This window comes from Streptomyces sp. NPDC096311 (genome assembly GCF_044763085.1).
Classification (GTDB): Bacteria; Actinomycetota; Actinomycetes; order Streptomycetales; family Streptomycetaceae; genus Streptomyces.
This window is the reverse complement of record NZ_JBIWFN010000001.1, coordinates 378,309-397,198: the sequence shown is the minus strand read 5'-3', so window position 1 is coordinate 397,198 and position 18,890 is coordinate 378,309. Positions and strand designations below refer to the sequence as shown.

Sequence of the window (18,890 nt, the reverse complement as noted above, 5' to 3'; positions counted from 1 at the left end):
ATGGGCACTCGGTCACCGCGCCACGCGGGACGGCCCGGTCGGCCGCGGCCGCTACACCTTCAGATCGGCCTTGTCCCCCATCACGATGACGGGGTGCTGATGCGGGTCGAGCGTCCGCAGGAGGTATTCCATGGCCGGCTTGGGCACGCTGACACACGCGGACGTACCGCTGCCATGGTCCATGTGCAGCCAGATGCTGCCGCCCTTCGACTGACCCAGGGGACGGTCCGGGTCGTCCGGCGGGGTTCCCACACGGCGGTTGTAGTTGATGGCGACGACGTAGTCGAAGTCGTGCCAGTGCGACCTGGCCCAGTCGCGGGGAGCTTGATAGGCCGCCGAGTGGTCGTACGGGAGCAGGGCGCCCGGGTCGTCGAGCACTCCGCCCGCGTCGGTGAGCGAGAACACCCCGACGGGGCTGCGCTTGTCGCCCTCATGATGGTCGGTGGTCCAGCCCTTCGTCCCGTTGTGCGCGTGCCAGGAACGCCGCTCGTCCCAGGTGGATCCGGATTTCGCGTACAGCACGACCGTGGCGTCGGCGGAGTCCCTGCCCTCGCCGTAGACCGCCACCACCTGGTGGGCGTTGGACGGAATCCGGGCCTGCAGACGGTTGCCCACCTCGGGTATCCGGGTCAGATCGACGGTGCGCGCGGGGGCGTGTTCTCCCTTGGCACCGGCTCCGCCGTGGCCCTTCGCCGCACCGTTCCCCCCTTCCGAACCACCACAGGCCGACAGGAACACAGCGAGGACACCGCACGCCACAGCGGTGAACCCCGTACGCCTCGCACCGTCTTTTCGCATGCGGCCCATCGTTGCATCACGTATCGGACGAATAACGCCTACCCCCCCGACTTCTCGGTCAGGTGTTGCCTTTCCGGGCACTCTTTCGATGGGCCGGAAGCGGTCCCAGCCTTGTCTCGGAGCCCCTGACCCAACTCCTGTCTCCCGAACGCGTGTCCCGATTCTCTGTCCTGAATCCATGTCCTGGGATGAAAAACCGTTTGCCTCCGGTAGCGCCGTGACGCGAACCTTTCACGGTTTGCTGCCGACCCCCCACGGTCGGCCGGTCGCCGGAACGCCACGGCATCGCCCCGGCCCCACCCCCTGACCCCACCCCTTACACGAGCCACTGGGACGTCATGCAGATTCAAGACCTTCCCTATCCCGACCCGGGTGTGCCGGACGCGCGCTCGGGTCCCCGATTCCTGTGGTGGCTCGGCCGGAATCAGCTCGGCGGGCAGTTCAAGGCCCTTGCCTGGGGACTGCTGCACTTCGTGGCCGTCTCCGGGCTGCCGTTCTGCGTCGGCCTCGCCGTCCAGGCAGTCGTCGACCGCTCCGGCACCCGACTCGCCCTGACCGGTGGGCTGCTGGCGCTGTGCGGCGCCTGCATCGCGCTGGGCGACACCATGCTGCACCGCGCCGCGGTCACCAACTGGATCACCGCCGCCGCGCGCGTCCAGCAGCTGCTGGCCCACAAGACCGCCCAGTTGGGCTCCGCCCTGACGCGACGTGTCGCGGCCGGCGAGGTCGTCGCGGTCTCGACCGGCGACGTCGAGAAGATCGGCTGGTTCGTGGAGGCCCTGTCGAGGTTCGCGGCAGCCGCCCTGACCGTCGTGCTGGTCTGTGCCGGCCTGGTCGTCTACCAGCCCGCGCTCGGCATACTTGTCGCGGTGGGTGTGCCCGTCCTGGCGCTCGCCGTACTGCCGTTGCTGCCCCGTGCCACCCGGCGCGCGGACTTCCAGCGCGAGAAGGCCGGCCGCGCCACCGAGCTGGCCTCGGACACGGTCGCGGGCCTGCGCGTGCTGCGCGGCATCGGCGGCGAGGAACTGTTCCTCGACCGCTACCGCCGCGCCTCCCAGGAGGTCCGCCGCGCGGCCGTGCGCAGCGCCCGTATGTGGTCGCTGATCTCGGCCATCCAGGTGCTGTTGCCCGGCCTGCTGATGATCGCCGTCATCTGGCGTGGCGTTCACCTGGCCCGCGACGGCCGGATCACGGTCGGCGAACTCGTCACCGTGTACAGCGCGGTCATGCTGCTCACGTACCCATTGCGGCACTTCGAGGAGATCGCGATGGCCTACTCCTTCTCCCGCCCGTCCGCCAAGCGCGCCGCCCGGGTGCTGTCCCTGGAACGGGCCATGGACAGCGGCGGATCGCGCTCGGCCGAGGTGCCGGCCGGTGATCTGTACGACCCCGCGACCGGGCTGCTCGCGCCCGCCGGGCGGCTCACCGCCGTGGTGTGCGGCGACCCGGACGCGGCGGGTGTGCTCGCCGCGCGGCTGGGTGGCCACCCCACGGAGGGGGGCACCTCAGTGCTCCTCGGAGGCGTACCCCTCGACGACTTGCCGCTCGACTCCGCCCGTACGGCCGTCCTCGTCCAGGACAAGGACCCGGTGCTGCTGTCCGGCTCGCTGCGCGAGCTGCTCGACGTGCCTTCCTCGGGTCTTGTCAGCGCCGAGGCCGCACTGACCGCCGCGCAGTGCGGCGACGTCCTGGACGCGCTCACCCAGGGGTCGTTGGACGCCGGGGACCCTATGGAGGCCCGCATCACCGAACGTGGACGCTCCCTCTCCGGCGGCCAGCGCCAGCGCCTGGCTCTGGCCCGGTCACTGATCACGGACCCTGAAGTGCTGGTCCTCGACGAGCCGACCTCCGCGGTCGACTCGCACACCGAGGCCCGGATCGCCGACGGGGTGCGCGCCCTGCGCGCCGGACGCACAACAGTCATCCTCACCTCCTCGCCGCTACTCCTGGACCACGCGGACCGGGTCGTTCTGGTGCACGACGGCGAGGTCGCGGCGGTCGGCGTCCACCGCGAGCTGGTACGCGGTGAGCCGCGGTACCGGGCCGTGGTGACCCGGGAGACCGATGACGAGGCCGCGCGAAGCGGTGCGCGGGAAGAGGACGGACCCGCGCGAAGCCACGTGCGGAAAGAAGACGAGGCCGACCTGGGCGGCGTACTGAAGGAACTGGAAGAAATCGAGGAGACCGCATGATCGGCCTGGCCCCACCGGCCTACGACCCGGCGGCCCCGACGACGGCGCACACCCTGCCCGTCGGCGCCCCTGCGACCGTACGCGCCTACGTGACCGAACTCTTCCGGCGGCACCGTCGGGCCTTCCTGCTGCTCATCGCCGCCAACACGGTGGCCGTGGTGGCCTCGATGGCCGGCCCCTACCTGTTGGGCTCGATCGTCGAGCGGGTAGCGGACCACGCGCGCGAGCTCCATCTGGAGCGCACCGCCGCGCTGTTCGCCGTCGCCCTCGTCGTGCAGGCTGTGTTCGTACGCGAGGTGCGGCTGCGCGGGGCCGTGCTCGGCGAGCGGATGCTGGCCGATCTGCGCGAGGACTTCCTCGTACGGTCGGTCGGGCTGCCGCCCGGTGTCCTCGAGCGGGCCGGCACGGGCGACCTGCTGTCCCGCATCACCACGGACATCGACCGGCTCGCCAACGCGATGCGCGAAGCCGTACCGCAACTCGCCATCGGCGTGGTGTGGGTGGCTCTGCTGCTCGGCGGGCTCGCCGTGACCGCCCCGCCGCTCGCCCCCGCCGTACTGGTCGCCGTGCCCATCCTGCTGATCGGCTGCCGCTGGTACTTCAAGCGCGCACCGTCCGCCTACCGCTCCGAGGCCGCCGGTTACGCCGCCGTCGCCGCCGCCCTCGCCGAGACCGTGGACGCGGGCCACACCGTCGAGGCGCACCGCCTGGGCGAGCGCCGCATCGACCTGTCGGAGCGCCGGATCAAGGAGTGGACGGCCTGGGAACGCTACACGCTCTGGCTGCGCACGGTGCTCTTCCCGGTCATCGGTGTCACGCACGTGATGATCCTCTGCTCGGTCCTGATGATCGGCGGGGTCTTCGTCCTTCAGGGCTGGATCGGTGTGGGGCAGCTGACGACGGGCGCGCTCATCGCGCAGATGCTCGTCGATCCGGTGGGCCTGATTCTGCGCTGGTACGACGAGCTGCAGGTCGCCCAGGTGTCGCTGGGCCGGCTGGTCGGTGTCCGGGACATCGAGCCGGACGCGGGCGACGCGGAGATGATCCCGGACGGGCGGGACGTGCGCGCGGACGAGGTGCGCTTCGGCTACCGGGCCGGGGTGGACGTGCTGCGCGAGGTCTCTCTGGAGGTCGCCCCGGGTACCCGACTCGCGCTGGTCGGACCCTCCGGTGCGGGCAAGTCCACCCTTGGCCGGCTGCTCGCCGGGATCTACGCGCCCCGGGACGGCCGCGTCACGCTCGGCGGGGCCGAACTGTCCCGGATGCCCGCCGAGGCGGTCCGCTCCCACGTGGCCCTGGTCAACCAGGAGCACCACGTCTTCGTGGGCTCCCTGCGCGACAACCTGCTGCTCGCCAGGACGGGAGCGGTCGACGCCGAGCTGTGGACGGCGCTCGGGGCGGTCGACGCGGAGGGCTGGGCGCGGGCGCTGGACGACGGTCTGGACACCGAGGTCGGCTCGGGCGGGATCGCGCTCACCCCTGCCCAGGCTCAGCAGATCGCACTGGCCCGGCTGGTCCTCGCCGATCCGCACACCCTGGTCCTGGACGAAGCGACCTCGCTGCTCGACCCGCGCGCGGCCCGTCACCTGGAACGCTCGCTGGCCCGCGTCCTCGAGGGACGCACCGTGGTCGCCATCGCCCACCGGCTGCACACCGCCCACGACGCGGACGTCATCGCCGTCGTGGAGAACGGCCGGATCTGTGAGCTGGGCAGTCACGACGAGCTGGTCGCGGCGGACGGCGCCTACGCGGCGCTGTGGAGGTCCTGGCACGGGTGAGGGTGCCCTGCCGGTGCGGTCCGGGCTCGTGTGCGACAGCGGTCGCACCGGCGCCCTGGACCTGCCTGCGCGGGCGGGCCCGTACCGCCTCGGACCTTGTGGCGTTGCGCAGTGCCGAACCGGAGTGGAAGGCTGGATATCGGCACCGGCTCGGGGAACGCCCGGGAACCACCCGGTTCGCGAAGGGCGAAGCCTGTGTCGAGTGGCCCGCGCGCCCGCCGTCGAGCGCGGTGGGATCGGGCTCGCCCGCATCACCTGGAGGTACCCGTGAACAGCGTCGACGGATGGGGAGACGACGTCTACCAGCCCGACGGATCCGAGGTACAGGACGACGCGGGGCTGCTCGACTCCGAGGACACCCTGCTCTCCGACGGTGTCGGTGACCCGCTCGACCGGGGCTGGTCCCCACCGGAGCGGCCGTGGGCGGTGGAGCACTCCGGGGTGACCGCCGCGGAGCGCCGACAGGGCGAGAGCCTGGACCAGCGCCTCGCGGAGGAGATGCCCGACGTCGCCGAGCCGGACGGGGACGGCATCGGAGACTGCCAGGGCACCGACGGCGAAGCCTGGGACAACGAAGTGGGCGCCAGCCGCTCCGGTCGTCTCGTCGCCCCCAATGAAGGAGCGCACGAGGACGACGAGAGCGGGTTGATCGCCACCGACGTCGGCATCGACGGGGCCGCGGCCTCGGCCGAGGAGGCCGCGATGCACATCGTCGACGAGGACACCGCGTCCGGCTGACCGGCCCCCGCCCCTCTCCCCCAAGGAGCACCCATGCAGCAGGACAAGCACCCCGACTACCACGCCGTCGTCTTTCGCGACCGCGCCGCCGGGTACGCGTTCCTCACCCGCTCCACCGCGACGAGCGACCAGACCATCGAGTGGGACGACGGCGAGACCTACCCGGTCGTCGAGGTCGAGATCTCCTCGGAGAGCCACCCCTTCTACACGGGCAAGGCCCGGACCGTGGACTCGGAGGGCCGGATCGCACAGTTCGAGAGGCGGTACGGGGGTGCGGGGCAGGGAGCGGGCCAGGACGGGACGGCGTGAGGGGTTGCCCCCCGCGCTCGGGCACGAGGAGCTGACACTCCTCCTCGGGCATGCGGGGCTGACGCGCTCGCTCAGATGACGTTGAGCGCTGCCGCGCAGCCCACTCCGCCGAGCAGCATGAAGACCGGCATGAGCACCTTGAGCTCGACCCAGCTGCCGGCCCGGAAGCGCATCGCCTTGGGCGGGCCGATCGGGTACCAGCGCTTGCGGCCGATCGGGATGGGCCACAGGACCGGGCAGCCGGACACCGTGAGCGCGTCGCCTATGTCGTGCACCAGGGCGCCCAGGACGATCGGCAGGCCGAGCCACAGGTACTCCTGGCCGGGTGCGGTGAACAGCCAGTCCGAGCCGTTGCCCGGCTTGTCCAGGACTCCGGCGAGGATCCAGGCGCTGGTCGCGGCCAGCAGCCAGACCAGGATGTCGCTGCTGGAGCCGCGGGCGGCCCGCCACAGCAGTCCCTCGATCGCGAGCACCATGTGCACGAAGAGGATGGCCAGGACGGCCCAGCGGCCACCTGTGATCGCAAGGACCGCGGTGCCCGCGCCGATCATCACCGCCCACAGCCAGGTGTGCGTCAGTGTGCGGTGGCCGCCGTTGCGCCGTGGGTCGCCCGGCTTGCGGGTCGACTTGTAGACGGCGTACGAGAGCTTGTCGACGATCTCGCACAGGGTCCGTGAGACGGGCCCGAAGGCCCGCGAGATCGTCGCCGCCTTGTGGTCCAGGTCGGGGGCGAGCGCGGCTCCCGCGCAGATCAGGGCGCCGACGAGGAGCACCGGCCAGGGCATCGTGTGACCGGTGGCGGCCGCTGCCGCTCCGACACCGAGCCAGGCCGCGGCTCCCGAGAGTGAGTGTGCTGGTCCCATCATGACCGTTCCCCGCCCCATTCTTCTTTAGCCGCTGTCCAGTTGCCCGCATACGCTGACGCTTCGTCGGCGCCACAGCGTAACGGTCGTGATCTTTGGACGAGCATCCGATTCCCCCATCGAGCGGGTCGACAGGCAAGATGGGGGCGTGACCCTCATCGATCAGCTGCCGCAGACCCCAGATCCCGACGCCCTCTACGAAGCCTTCGAGTCGTGGGCCGGGGAACGCGGTCTCACGCTCTACCCCCATCAGGAGGAGGCGCTGATCGAGGTGGTCTCGGGTGCGAACGTGATCGTCTCGACGCCCACCGGCTCGGGCAAGAGCATGATCGCCGCGGGCGCCCACTTCGCTGCGCTCGCCCGCGACGAGGTCACCTTCTACACGGCGCCGATCAAGGCACTGGTCTCGGAGAAGTTCTTCGAGCTGTGCAAGATCTTCGGCACCGAGAACGTCGGCATGCTGACCGGCGACGCCTCCGTGAACTCCGACGCTCCCATCATCTGCTGCACCGCCGAGGTGCTGGCGTCCATCGCGCTGCGGGACGGCAAGCACGCCGACGTCGGCCAGGTCGTCATGGACGAGTTCCACTTCTACGCGGAGGCCGACCGCGGCTGGGCGTGGCAGATCCCGATCCTGGAACTGCCGCAGGCGCAGTTCATCCTGATGTCGGCGACGCTCGGCGACGTCTCGATGTTCGAGAAGGACCTCACCCGGCGCACCGGACGGCCCACGTCGGTGGTCCGCTCGGCGACCCGGCCCGTGCCGCTCTCCTACGAATACGTGCTGACCCCTCTGACGGAGACGCTCACCGAGCTGCTCGCGACCAAGCAGGCTCCGGTCTACATCGTCCACTTCACTCAGGCGCAGGCCGTGGAGCGGGCGCAGGCGCTCATGAGCATCAACATGTGCACGCGCGAGGAGAAGGACCAGATCGCCGAGCTGATCGGCAACTTCCGCTTCACCACCAAGTTCGGCCGCAACCTCTCCCGGTACGTACGCCATGGCATCGGCGTGCACCACGCGGGCATGCTGCCAAAGTACCGGCGACTGGTGGAGAAGCTGGCCCAGGCCGGTCTGCTGAAGGTCATCTGTGGCACGGACACCCTCGGTGTCGGCGTCAACGTGCCGATCCGCACCGTGCTGTTCACCGCACTGACGAAGTACGACGGCAACCGGGTGCGCACGCTCCGTGCCCGTGAGTTCCACCAGATCGCCGGCCGCGCCGGGCGCGCCGGATTCGACACGGCGGGCTTCGTGGTGGCGCAGGCGCCCGAGCACGTCATCGAGAACGAGAAGGCGCTCGCCAAGGCGGGCGACGACCCGAAGAAGCGCCGCAAGGTGGTCCGCAAGAAGGCTCCCGAGGGCTTCGTCGGCTGGACGGACAACACGTTCGAGAAGCTCATCGCCTCCGATCCCGAGCCGCTCACCTCCCGCTTCCGCGTCACCCACACCATGCTCCTGGCGGTGATCGCCCGGCCCGGGAACGCCTTCGAGGCGATGCGGCATCTGCTGGAGGACAACCACGAGCCGCGCAAGCAACAGCTGCGGCACATCCGGCGGGCGATCGCGATCTACCGCTCGCTCCTCGACGGCGGCATCGTCGAGAAACTCGACGAGCCGGACGCCACGGGTCGCATCGTGCGCCTCACCGTTGATCTGCAACAGGACTTCGCGCTCAACCAGCCGCTGTCGACCTTCGCGCTCGCCGCGTTCGAGCTGCTGGACCCCGAGTCCCCCTCCTACGCCCTGGACATGGTGTCCGTCGTGGAGTCCACCCTGGACGACCCGCGGCAGATCCTCGCGGCCCAGCAGAACAAGGCGCGCGGCGAGGCCGTGGCGGCGATGAAGGCGGACGGCGTCGAGTACGAGGAGCGCATGGAGCGGCTCCAGGACGTGTCGTACCCCAAGCCGCTGGAGGAGCTGCTCTTCCACGCCTACAACACCTACCGCAAGAGCCACCCGTGGGTCGGTGACCATCCGTTGTCGCCGAAGTCCGTCATCCGTGACATGTACGAACGGGCCATGTCCTTCACGGAGTTCGTCTCCTACTACGAGCTCGCCCGTACTGAGGGCATTGTCCTGCGCTACCTCGCGAGTGCCTACAAGGCGCTTGAACACACGGTCCCGGACGACCTCAAGTCCGAGGACCTGGAGGATCTGATCGCCTGGCTGGGCGAGCTGGTGCGCCAGGTCGACTCGAGCCTCCTCGACGAGTGGGAGCAGCTCGCCAACCCCGAGGAGATGACGGCCGAGGAGGCCCAGGAGAGGGCCGACCAGGTCAAGCCGGTCACGTCGAACGCCCGCGCCTTCCGTGTCCTCGTCCGCAACGCGATGTTCCGCCGAGTCGAACTCGCCGCACTCGACAACGTCGACGAGCTCGGCGAGATGGACGGAGAATCCGGCTGGGACGCCGACGCCTGGGGCGAGGCGATGGACAAGTACTGGGACGAGTACGAGGACCTCGGCACGGGCCCCGACGCCCGTGGACCCAAGCTGCTCTCGATCGTGGAGGAGCCGCAGAACAGTCTGTGGCGCGTCCGTCAGACCTTCGCCGACCCGAACGGTGACCACGACTGGGGCATCAGCGCGGAGGTCGACCTCGTGGCCTCCGACGCGGAGGGTCGCGCGGTCGTCAAGGTCACCGACGTCGGCCAGCTGTGAGCACAGGAGAATCCCACACATGACGAACCCAGCCGAGAGGCTCGTCGACCTGCTCGACCTGGAGCAGATCGAGGTCAACATCTTCCGTGGCCGCAGTCCAGACGAATCACTGCAGCGGGTCTTCGGCGGCCAGGTGGCGGGCCAGGCCCTGGTGGCGGCCGGGCGCACCGCCGAGGGCGACCGGCCGGTGCACTCACTGCACGCGTACTTCCTGCGCCCGGGCCGCCCGGGCGTGCCGATCGTGTACCAGGTCGAACGGGTCAGGGACGGGCGGTCGTTCACCACCCGTCGCGTCACCGCCGTGCAGCAGGGGCGCACGATCTTCAATCTGACCGCCTCCTTTCACAAGCCTGAGGATGGGAGCTTTGAGCACCAGTTGCCGCCGGCCCGCGAGATACCGCACCCGGAGTCGCTGCCGACGGTCTCGCAGGAGATCACCGAGCATCTGGGCGCGCTTCCCGAGTCGCTGGAGCGCATGGCACGCCGCCAGCCGTTCGACATCCGGTACGTGGACGGACTGCGCTGGACCCCGGAGGAGATAAAGGACGCGGAGCCGCGCAGCGCGGTGTGGATGCGTGCCGTCGGGCCACTGGGCGACGACCCGCTGGTGCACACCTGCGCCCTCACCTACGCGAGCGACATGACCCTCCTCGACGCCGTCCGCATCCCGGTGGAGCCGCTGTGGGGTCAGCGCGGCTTCGACATGGCCTCGCTCGACCATGCGATGTGGTTCCACCGGCCGTTCCGCGCGGACGAGTGGTTCCTGTACGACCAGGAGTCGCCGATCGCGACGGGCGGTCGCGGGCTGGCCCGCGGGCGCATCTACGACCTGGAGGGACGCCTGCTCGTCTCGGTCGTCCAGGAGGGGCTTTTCCGGGCGCTGTAGGGATGCAGGAAAAGGGTCGCAGTAGGGGTGCAGGAAAAGGGTCAGGGGTTTCTGCGGCGCAGCCACCCGAGGAGCCTGCGTGGCCGCTCGGGCTCCACGCTCGGGGCCGGGTCGTCGAGGGTGGCTTCCCGCGGTCGTGAGACCGCCGGAGCCGCCCCGCTCAAGGCGGAGACCGACGTCGGCGATGCCTTCGGCGTCGGGCGGGGCGCGGGGCGGAGTTCTCGGGCCTCGACGAGCGCCTGGCCCAGATCGGCACGAAGCCAGCTGATCTCGTCGGGATCCTCGGCCGTCATGATGCGCGAGACGAGGTGCGCGGCGGGCGTGTCCGGCGCGGCGCCGTGGGCAGCCCGCTCGGGCCGGAAGCGGTTCAGATACGCGCGCTCGTAGGGGTCCCTGACGATCTCGGCCACCTGAACGGGGTCGAGCAGGGAGGCCACGATCGCGGCCCGCGCCCAGGGGTCCTCGGTCTGCCGCAGCAGGAATCCCATGTGCCGGCCCCGCCAGTTGCGGGGGCGGAGGTCCAGGCCGGCTTCGAGCTGGTCGCGGAGTCCCTCGGGGGTACGGCCCTTCAGCAGCGGCGCGTTCTGCTCGTCCGCCCCGAACTGGCGCAGTTCCTCGGCCAGGTACAGCCAGACCACAGCCCTGTACCGGTTCAGGTAAAATTTCACGGGCACCACCAGGCCCAGGCGCGCGAGGCGCGTGAACCTGGCGGCCGTCACGCCCATGAGTGCCGCGCCCTCCGTGGTGCCGACGGCCTTGACACGTTCCCGCAATGCCTCGGGGAAGCCGTCCTCGGAGCGCACCCGCTCGATCTCCGCACGATTGACGCGGCGTCCGCCTCCGCCCTCGTCGGGAACGGTGCGGACGCGTCCGAGATGCAGGGCGAGGTCGAACTCGCCGCGCTTGAGCTCCAGTTCTCGCGCGGCGCGTGCGAGCGACGATGTGGCGGACCTCGATGCGGTGGACTGCGGCGTGGTGGACTGCGTGATGGTGTTGCCGGACATGACGGTTCTCCCCCGTGGAGTGAGGTGCTCGCGCCGTCGGGCGCTTGCTTCGAGAAAAACCGTAGCCGGTTCGGCGGATCTCGCGGCCAGCCTGTGGATAACTCTGACCGCGATGACGTGTCCGCAGGTCAGAGATCTACGGAAGACGAACGTTCCGGTTGGCGTACGTCCACGCCGAGGTGTTCGCCGACACGGTTGACGAGCAGTGTCATCTCGTAGGCAACCTGGCCGATGTCGGCTTCCGCGGCGCTGAGGACACACAGACAGCTGCCCGCGCCCGCCGCGGTGACGAAAAGTACCGCGTCGTCGAACTCGATCATCGTCTGGCGCACCTGACCGGCGCCGAAGTACCGACCTGACCCCTTCGCCAGGCTGTGCAGCCCCGACGAGACCGCCGCGAGATGCTCGGCGTCCTCGCGTCGAAGTCCTGCGCTCGCGCCGGTCACCAGCCCGTCGTTGGACAACACCAACGCGTGCCGTACGTGTTCGACGCGCTCGGTCAGATCGTCGAGCAGCCAGCCGAGCCCCGTGTTCTGCGCCATGCTCCATCTCCCCGTGTTGCTTTTCCCCCTGGCTGGAGGATCCGACCAGCCAGCCTTCCCCACAGCCGCCCTCCGGGCAAGGAGGATGGGCGCATGGCACAGAAGATGACCGATGAGCAATGGCGGGCCTTCGTCTCGCAGGGCACCCGCACCGGAAAGCTGTCGACCGTCCGCGCCGACGGAAGCCCGCACGTGGCGCCGATCTGGTTTCTGCTGGACGGCGACCATGTGCTCTTCAACACCGCGAAGGAGACTGTGAAGGGACGGAATCTGGCCCGCGACGGGCGAGTCGCCCTCTGCGTGGACGACGACCGGCCACCGTTCGACTTCGTGGTTCTGGAGGGTCGTGCCGAGTTGTCGGAGGATCCGGCCGAGCTGCGTCACTGGGCAGCTCGGATCGGCGCACGCTACATGGGTGAGGACCGGGCCGAGGAGTTCGGGAAGCGCAACGGCGTCCCCGGTGAACTCCTCGTCCGCGTGAGGATCGAGAAGGTCGTGGCTAGGGCCTCGATGACGGACTAGGTCTCTCCTTCGGAGGCCTCGGCCCGATTTTTCCGTGGCCTCAACCGACGGAGTCGAGCAGCCGGGCGGTGTGTACCCGCCCGGCGTACTCCACGAGCCGGATGAGTACCTCCTTCCCGGAGTCGCGGTCCCTGGCGTCGCAGAGCACCACGGGCGTGCCACGGTCGAGGTCGAGGGCGCGGGACACGTCCTGGGCGCCGTAGGCGCGGGCGCCCGTGAAGCAGTTGACGGCCACCACGAACGGGATGTGCCGGTGCTCGAAGTAGTCCACCGCGGGGAAGCAGTCCTCGAGCCTGCGGGTGTCCGCGAGGACGACGGCCCCCAACGCGCCCTGCGACAGCTCGTCCCACAGGAACCAGAACCGGTCCTGGCCCGGCGTGCCGAAGAGGTAGAGGGAGAGGCCGGACCGGATGGTGATGCGTCCGAAGTCCATGGCGACGGTCGTCGTGACCTTGTGGGTCACTCTGTCGGTGTCGTCCACCGACTGACCCGCCTCGCTGAGCAGTTCCTCGGTGCGCAGCGGCCTGATCTCGCTGACCGCGCCCACCAGGGTGGTCTTGCCCACGCCGAACCCGCCGGCGACCAGTATCTTCAACGCCAGGGCGGTCGTTTCGTCGGCCGAGGCGTCGGAGTTCTCGGAGACCATCGATCACTTCTCTCGGGAGTGGCGGCAGCGGTCGGCGTCGGTCGAACGGTGCCGGGTGTGCGTCGGTGCGGGTGTGTGGAATCGCGTGGTTCATCTGGGTGTGCGGAGTCGCGTAGTTCCCCTGGATGTGTGGAGTCGCGTCGTTCATCTAGAGCGCCCTCAGTCCCTCGATCACCTCGCGGAGGATCCGCTCGTCGGGCAGTTGTGCGGGCGGCACCGGGCGGCTGATGGTGACGCAGCCCAGTTCCAGCAGGTCGCCGAGCAGCACCCTGACCACGCCCACCGGCAGATCCGCGCCCGCGGCGAGTTCGGCCACTGATTGCGTCTCCGTGCGGCACAGGTCGATGAGGGCCCGGTGTTCCGGCCCGAGCAGGGAGTCCTCGTCGACTCCGGGTGCACCCTTGTCAAGGGTGACCAGGGCGATCAGGTCGAAGCGCACTCCGGTAGGGCCCGGTTTGGTGCGGCCGCCCGTCATCGCGTAGGGACGGACGAGCGGTCCCGCTTCGCTGTCGTACCACTGGCTGCCCGCGAGGTCCTCGGTCATCTGCGCCGCCCGCCCTCGGTCATCCGGCGGCGGGCGGCTGCGCGGCGACCCGCGGCGGCGTGTAGAGGTGCTCGCCGACGCGCTTGACCAGCCGCGCCATCTCATAAGCCACCAGACCGATGTCGGCCGTGACCGCGGTGAGGACGGCGAGGCACGAGCCGTCGCCCGCTGCCGCGACGAACAGAAAGCCGTCGTCCATCTCCACCATCGTCTGGCGTACACCCCCGGCGCCGAAGTGGCGGCCCGCGCCCTTGGCCAGACTGTGAAAGCCCGAGGCGACGGCGGCCAGGTGTTCGGCGTCCTCGCGCCTGAGGCCGGTGGAGGAACCCACCGCCAGTCCGTCGTTCGACAGCACCACCGCATGCCGCACTTCGGCAACGCGCAGCACCAAGTCGTCCAGCAGCCAGTCGAGTTCGCCGGATCGCTGGGCTGCCCTCATGCCCGGGTCCTGGATCATGCGGGGTCTCCTTCACTGCTGTCGCTGCCCGCGTCGGGGTCTGGAGTGGCGCCGCGACCGGATGATCTGCCGCCGCCGCGTGCCCAGCCGTCGCGGTAGGCCGCCATACGGTCCCGTACGAGTTCGGGGGTGCGTGTGTCGTCGTGCTGGTGGGCCGCCACTTGTGCCGACTCCTCGGTTCGCTGTGCGCGCAGTTGGGGCGCGAGGCTCGCCTGCCGTACGCGCCGTGGGAGGTCGTCGGACCCCTCGGAGTCGTCCGGAGGGCGGTGCAGCCGCAAAGTGGTGACTCCAGGTGGTGTCGTTTCCGGCGAGCCGTTCAGAGGAGTTTCGGACGAGACGTTCACGGGCGCTTCCGGCAAGCCGTGCGGTGCGGGTTCGACAGCGGTCTGCACGAGGGGCACGAGGGCGGGCCGCTCAATGGGAGCCTGGACGGAGTCGTGCTCCGGAGCGGCCGCCACACGCGCGTACTCGCGTTCGTCGGGCCTTTCGTCGTCTGTCTTGCGGGGGGAACGTTCCACCGCGCCTCCGTGCAGCAGGGCGGTCGGCAGCAGGACGACAGCGGTGGTGCCCCCGTAGGGCGAGGTGCGCAGGTGCACCTTGATGCCGTGCCGGGCCGCGAGCCTGCTGACCACGAAGAGGCCGAGCCGGTCGCTGTCGAACAGGTCGAGCGCTTCGGACTGTTCGATGCGCCGATTGGCCTCGTCGAGTGTCTCCTTGCCCATGCCGAGCCCTCGGTCCTCGACCTCCACGGCGTAGCCGTTGCCGACCGGTTCGCCGGTGATGCGGACGCGGGTGTGCGGCGGGGAGAACTGGGCGGCGTTCTCGACGATTTCCGCCAGGAGGTGGGTGAGGTCGGCCACGGCGGCGCCGCCCACCGATGCCTCGGGCAGCTGTCGTACCTCCACGCGCGCGTAGTCCTCGACTTCGGACACGGCCGCGCGGACCACGTTCGTCAGCGAGACCGGCATGCGCCAGGCCCGGCCGGGTGCGGCGCCGGAAAGGATGATCAGGCTCTCCGCGTGGCGCCGCATCCGGGTGGTGAGGTGGTCGAGCCGGAAGAGGTCACTCAGTTCGTTCGGGTCCTCGGACCTGCGCTCCATGCTGTCCAGCAGGCTCAGTTGGCGGTGCACGAGGACCTGGCTGCGCCGGGCGAGATTGACGAAGACCCCCGAGATCCCGCTGGCCAGTTCCGCGCGTTCGACGGCGGCGCGCAGGGCGGCCCGGTGCACGGTGCCCAGGGCCTCCGCGACCTGTCCGGTCTCGTCCTCCGACGGTGGTCCTGGCGGAGCCTCCGCGCGGACGTCGATCTCCTCCCCCGCGCGCAGTTTGCGCATCGCCTCGGGCAGCTTGCGTCGAGCGATCTCGAGGGCGCTGTTGCGCAGGAGCACCAGCTCGACGACGAGGCCGCGTCCGATACGTACGGAGATCACGAGGGAGGTGGCGACGGCGGCGAGGCCGAACACGACAGCGGCGCCGGCGGGTGTCAGCAGACCGCGGGTCAAGGGGTCGGCCCGGTCCGCGACACCCCGGCCCGCCTTCGCCTCGATGGCGCGCATGGCGTCCTGCACGCGCGCGTGGGCGGTGTTCCAGTCGGCTTCCGGCGCGGCGTCGACGGCGTTTCCGCCGGGCCTCGACGCGAGCACCTTGTCCTCGACGGCGCGTACGTCGACGTACGCGCTCCCCGTCACAAGGTCGCGCCAGGAGGTTTGTTCGGGTCCACGCAGATCCGGGACTGCGGCGTCGGTCAGGGCGCGGCGGGTGGCGACCGCCCCGGTGAACTGCCGCAGTCGCTCACCATCCAGGGTGTGGGCGAGCCGGGCACCGGACAGCATGGTGTCCTCCTGGGCCAGCGCTTCGCCGGCCCGGGAGAATTCGAGGAGTACGCGCGCGTCGGAGCCCAGGTCGGCGTCCTGGATGCCAGTGAGGGCGCCGCCGACCGCGAAGGCTGCCGAAATGGTCCTGGTGTACTGCCCGTACGCCTCGTCCCATCCGGTACGGCGTTCCAGTACGGCGGAGCGCAGGGGCCCCAGGCTCTCGGCCCCGTTGACGAAGGCGGCGAGGCGTCCGGCCACTCCGGCGGGCAGGTCGGCGCCGTCGGCGACGGTGTTGCGGCCGCCCAGTCGCAGCTTCGCCACCGCGCGGTCCGTGCGTTCCGCCAGTGTCTTGAGATCGCTCTGCGGCTCGGAGGTCGGGTCGGTCGCATGGCGGACGGCGGCCGCGCGTTCGGCCTGGAGCGCGGCGACGGCGTCGTCGACCGGGGCTCGGACGGTGGAGTCCACACGCTGCAACTGCCGCAGCCGCGCGATGTCCTGGGCGGTACTCACCGTGGCGTAGGCCCACAGGGCGAGCAGCGAGACGACCGGCACCATGAGCAGACAGACGATCTTGGCCCGCACCGTACGAGGACGTATGCGCCATTGTCCCGCGCGCGCGGATGCCTCTGGCGGCGTCCCTGTGGCGTCCTCGTCGGGGTCGGTGTACTCGTCCGCGGGCGGTCCCGCGTGAGCGCGGCGGCCGCGCTGCGGCGGTGGGGCCGACGGCTCGGCGCCGGCTGATGGGGTCTTACGGGGTGTACGCATGGCCTCCTCGCTCGGAGTGGTTCGAGGCGTGTCGTCCGAGCCGTCGCGGCTCGGACCCGCCACTAGCGGGCGACGCCCTCGACCGGCCGTTGGGCCGATGCGGATGCCTCGCGCTCGCGGGCCGTCGGAGACAGCGCGACGAATGCCGAGGTCAGGAAGAGATAGGACCCGAGGCCGACGGCGAGGGGGAAGATGAACTGCATCGCCGTGGCCCCGGGAAGGGCCTCCCCGGAGGGGCTGACACGCACACTCACCGCCATCATTCCGGTGTAGTGCATGCTGCTCACCGCCCCACCCATGACGAGGGAGGCGACGGCGACCGCGACGGGCGACCTGATGTTGAGTGCCGCCCACAGGGCCGCGGTGGCCGCGACCACGGCGATCACGACGGAGAGCCCGACGAGCACCGGGTCGTAGCGCACGGCGCCGTGCAGCCGCAGCGCCGCCATGCCCAGGTAGTGCATGCTCGCGACGCCGAGTCCGGTGGTGAGCCCGCCGAGGACGAGCGCACGGCCCCGGTCGCGGCCGTAGCCGACGGCGAAGACGCCCGCGCCGACGACGACCATCGCGACGAGCAGACTGAGGATGGTCAGCGGCACGTTGTAACGCATTTCCGTACCGCTGACACTGAAGCCGAGCATCGCCACGAAGTGCATCGTCCAGATGCCGGTGCCGATCGCGGAGGCCGCGGTGAGCAGCCAGTTGCGGCGCGAGCGCCCGGTGGCGCCGAGCGCGCGGACCGTGCAGCGCAGCCCCAGGGCGGCGCCTATACAGGCCATCACGTACGACAGCACGGGGGTCAGCCAGCCGAAGGCGGCGTGGTCCAGGTGTCCCATGGCCCAGGGACGCTAGCCCGGTCAGGGGCGCGCAAAGGGGGCGCATTTCGAAAGGTGTTGAAATATGACGCAGACAGGTACGTGACCGATCGCGTGACGCTCGAACGTGTGCACAGCGTCGTCCTTCGTGTCGGTGAGAGATCATGCGGAACATGAGCGACGACCACACACACGTCCAGGAGTTCTTCACTGCGCGCGCGGCCGACTGGGACGCGCGGTTCCCCGACGACGGGCCGGCCTATGCGGCGGCGGTCGGCGAACTCGGGCTGCACGAGGGGAACCGCGTTCTCGACGCGGGCTGCGGTACCGGGCGGGCGCTGCCGCCGCTGCGCGCGGCCGTGGGGCCCTCCGGAGTGGTCGTCGCAGCCGATCTGACCCCGGCCATGCTGGCGGCCGCGGTACGGGCCGGACGGCACCGCGACGGGCAGTTGCTGCTGGCCGACGTCACTGCGCTGCCGCTGCGCACGGAATCACTGGACGCCGCCTTCGGGGCGGGGCTGATCGCGCATCTGCCCAACCCCGCTGAGAATCTGAGGGAGTTGTGGCGGGTGGTGCGGCCCGGTGGCACGCTGGCGCTGTTCCATCCGATCGGCCGGGCCCGCCTCGCCGCGCGCCAGGGGCGCCGGATCACACCGGACGACCTGAGGGCGGAGGCCAATCTCCGCCCTCTGCTGGCCGCTTCCGGCTGGGACATGACCTCATACGTCGACGAGGACGCCCGCTTCCTGGCGCTGGCCACACGGCGGGGCTGAGGGCTCAGACCTTACCGGCGACCTCGGCCACGAAGACGTCGGGGTTGTCGAACATGACGTTGTGCCCGGCACCGGGAACGGTCACCACCCGGACTCCGGCGGCCTCCAGCCCCTCCCTGTTCGCCAGTTCACCGCTCAGTGCCCCCTGAAGGTAGACACGGTCCGCCGACAGCTCTTCGAGCAGGTGGCGCATCGTGGGGACCGTGCCGCGCGCAAGGCCGATCGCGGTGCGGTGCAGCGCGCGCGGGTCGGCGAGCCGCATGGTCGCCGCCCAGGAGGGGCCGACTTTGTCGAGCACGCGCGCGTGGCCACCGTTTTCGACGTACTCCTCCTCCGTGTACGAGGCGATGCCGCTGCTGCCCGCCTTGACCGGTGGATACGGGTCGAGGTTCGCCTCCACGAGTACCAGCCTGGACACGAGCTCGGGACGCCGATGGGCGAGCACGATGGCCACCGCGCCGCCCATGCTGTGCGCGACCAGCTCGGCCGCAGTGACACCGGCCTCGTCCAGGGCGGCCGCTAGCGCGTCCGCTTGCTCCTCCAGGGTGTAGCCGAAGTCCGCGGGCCGATCACTGATGCCGTGACCGGGCAGATCGACGAACAGGGTCCGGCGCCCTGCCAGTTCGGGCCGGGCCGCGATGTGGGCGTTGTAGACCGTAGAGGCCGACCCCAGTCCGTGTACGTACACCCGGGCCGGTTCAGCGCCCGTCGCCTCCGTCCAGCGGATGCAGCTTCCCTTGCTGTCGAACTCGGCCTGCCTCATCGCTCTCCCTCAGGTCTGC

The 18,890-nt window shown here is 70.4% G+C and carries 18 protein-coding genes; 8 read left to right on the top strand and 10 right to left on the bottom strand.

The genetic code is table 11. From position 1 onward, the window contains the following. Window positions 1-51: 51 nt before the first annotated feature. Window positions 52-798: a hypothetical protein gene (locus ACIRA5_RS01825; RefSeq protein ID WP_403686239.1), complete on the bottom strand. Its 747-nt coding sequence runs from the start codon at window positions 796-798 to the stop codon at window positions 52-54. A gap of 338 nt (window positions 799-1,136) precedes the next feature. Here ACIRA5_RS01825 and ACIRA5_RS01820 point away from each other — a divergent pair, with 338 nt between their 5' ends. The 4 genes from ACIRA5_RS01820 to ACIRA5_RS01805 all read left to right on the top strand — a co-directional run bounded on the left by ACIRA5_RS01820 (window position 1,137) and on the right by ACIRA5_RS01805 (window position 5,815). Continuing rightward, entirely contained in the window at window positions 1,137-2,990 is a 1,854-nt protein-coding gene (locus ACIRA5_RS01820) for an ABC transporter ATP-binding protein (protein ID WP_403686237.1), read from the top strand. Next, the gene (locus ACIRA5_RS01815) at window positions 2,987-4,768 is read left to right on the top strand and encodes an ABC transporter ATP-binding protein (RefSeq protein WP_403686235.1); all 1,782 of its coding nucleotides are present in this window, start codon (window positions 2,987-2,989) and stop codon (window positions 4,766-4,768) included. Before ACIRA5_RS01820 ends, ACIRA5_RS01815 begins: the two co-directional genes overlap by 4 nt. Before the next feature lie 267 nt (window positions 4,769-5,035). Further along, a complete protein-coding gene (locus tag ACIRA5_RS01810) occupies window positions 5,036-5,506 on the top strand; it encodes a DUF5709 domain-containing protein (RefSeq protein WP_067372614.1) in 471 nt (156 codons plus the stop codon). A gap of 33 nt (window positions 5,507-5,539) precedes the next feature. Further along, a complete protein-coding gene (locus ACIRA5_RS01805; RefSeq protein ID WP_352046802.1) occupies window positions 5,540-5,815 on the top strand; it encodes a type B 50S ribosomal protein L31 in 276 nt (91 codons plus the stop codon). Between the two features lie 71 nt (window positions 5,816-5,886). Here the strand turns inward: ACIRA5_RS01805 and ACIRA5_RS01800 are convergent, their stop codons facing one another. After that, complete coding sequence (locus ACIRA5_RS01800) at window positions 5,887-6,681, bottom strand: metal-dependent hydrolase (protein WP_403686232.1); 795 nt, start codon at window positions 6,679-6,681, stop codon at window positions 5,887-5,889. 145 nt (window positions 6,682-6,826) lie between these two features. Here ACIRA5_RS01800 and ACIRA5_RS01795 point away from each other — a divergent pair, with 145 nt between their 5' ends. Together ACIRA5_RS01795 and ACIRA5_RS01790 are read left to right on the top strand one after the other, a co-directional pair. Continuing rightward, the gene (locus ACIRA5_RS01795) at window positions 6,827-9,340 is read left to right on the top strand and encodes a DUF3516 domain-containing protein (RefSeq protein WP_352046800.1); all 2,514 of its coding nucleotides are present in this window, start codon (window positions 6,827-6,829) and stop codon (window positions 9,338-9,340) included. Between the two features lie 19 nt (window positions 9,341-9,359). Further along, window positions 9,360-10,226, top strand: coding sequence for an acyl-CoA thioesterase II (locus ACIRA5_RS01790; protein WP_067372601.1), 867 nt, complete (start codon window positions 9,360-9,362; stop codon window positions 10,224-10,226). A 41-nt stretch (window positions 10,227-10,267) separates the two neighbouring features. On the opposite strand, the gene ACIRA5_RS01785 is transcribed toward ACIRA5_RS01790, so the two are convergent. Together ACIRA5_RS01785 and ACIRA5_RS01780 are read right to left on the bottom strand one after the other, a co-directional pair. Next, the gene (locus ACIRA5_RS01785; protein ID WP_403686229.1) at window positions 10,268-11,230 is read right to left on the bottom strand and encodes a DUF6397 family protein; all 963 of its coding nucleotides are present in this window, start codon (window positions 11,228-11,230) and stop codon (window positions 10,268-10,270) included. A 128-nt stretch (window positions 11,231-11,358) separates the two neighbouring features. Further along, the gene (locus ACIRA5_RS01780; protein ID WP_403686227.1) at window positions 11,359-11,772 is read right to left on the bottom strand and encodes a roadblock/LC7 domain-containing protein; all 414 of its coding nucleotides are present in this window, start codon (window positions 11,770-11,772) and stop codon (window positions 11,359-11,361) included. A 93-nt stretch (window positions 11,773-11,865) separates the two neighbouring features. On the opposite strand from ACIRA5_RS01780, the gene ACIRA5_RS01775 reads away from it, so the two are divergent. Beyond that, a complete protein-coding gene (locus ACIRA5_RS01775; RefSeq protein ID WP_403686225.1) occupies window positions 11,866-12,294 on the top strand; it encodes a PPOX class F420-dependent oxidoreductase in 429 nt (142 codons plus the stop codon). Window positions 12,295-12,334: 40 nt separating this feature from the next. Here ACIRA5_RS01775 and ACIRA5_RS01770 read toward each other — a convergent pair whose 3' ends face one another. From ACIRA5_RS01770 to ACIRA5_RS01750, 5 genes are all read right to left on the bottom strand, one after another. Next, on the bottom strand, window positions 12,335-12,940 hold the full coding sequence (locus tag ACIRA5_RS01770) for a GTP-binding protein (protein ID WP_403686223.1): 606 nt from the start codon (window positions 12,938-12,940) through the stop codon (window positions 12,335-12,337). 148 nt (window positions 12,941-13,088) lie between these two features. Then, entirely contained in the window at window positions 13,089-13,484 is a 396-nt protein-coding gene (locus ACIRA5_RS01765; RefSeq protein WP_075025429.1) for a DUF742 domain-containing protein, read from the bottom strand. Between the two features lie 19 nt (window positions 13,485-13,503). After that, window positions 13,504-13,941 (bottom strand): roadblock/LC7 domain-containing protein, encoded by a 438-nt coding sequence (locus tag ACIRA5_RS01760; RefSeq protein WP_352046793.1) that lies wholly within the window; start codon window positions 13,939-13,941, stop codon window positions 13,504-13,506. After that, window positions 13,938-16,520 (bottom strand): nitrate- and nitrite sensing domain-containing protein, encoded by a 2,583-nt coding sequence (locus ACIRA5_RS01755; protein ID WP_403686221.1) that lies wholly within the window; start codon window positions 16,518-16,520, stop codon window positions 13,938-13,940. Before ACIRA5_RS01755 ends, ACIRA5_RS01760 begins: the two co-directional genes overlap by 4 nt. Window positions 16,521-16,582: 62 nt before the next feature. Further along, window positions 16,583-17,356, bottom strand: coding sequence for an MHYT domain-containing protein (locus ACIRA5_RS01750; protein ID WP_403686220.1), 774 nt, complete (start codon window positions 17,354-17,356; stop codon window positions 16,583-16,585). Between the two features lie 152 nt (window positions 17,357-17,508). On the opposite strand from ACIRA5_RS01750, the gene ACIRA5_RS01745 reads away from it, so the two are divergent. Next, window positions 17,509-18,108: a class I SAM-dependent methyltransferase gene (locus tag ACIRA5_RS01745; RefSeq protein ID WP_403686218.1), complete on the top strand. Its 600-nt coding sequence runs from the start codon at window positions 17,509-17,511 to the stop codon at window positions 18,106-18,108. Window positions 18,109-18,112: 4 nt separating this feature from the next. Here the strand turns inward: ACIRA5_RS01745 and ACIRA5_RS01740 are convergent, their stop codons facing one another. After that, entirely contained in the window at window positions 18,113-18,871 is a 759-nt protein-coding gene (locus ACIRA5_RS01740) for an alpha/beta fold hydrolase (RefSeq protein ID WP_403686217.1), read from the bottom strand. Window positions 18,872-18,890 lie beyond the last annotated feature (19 nt).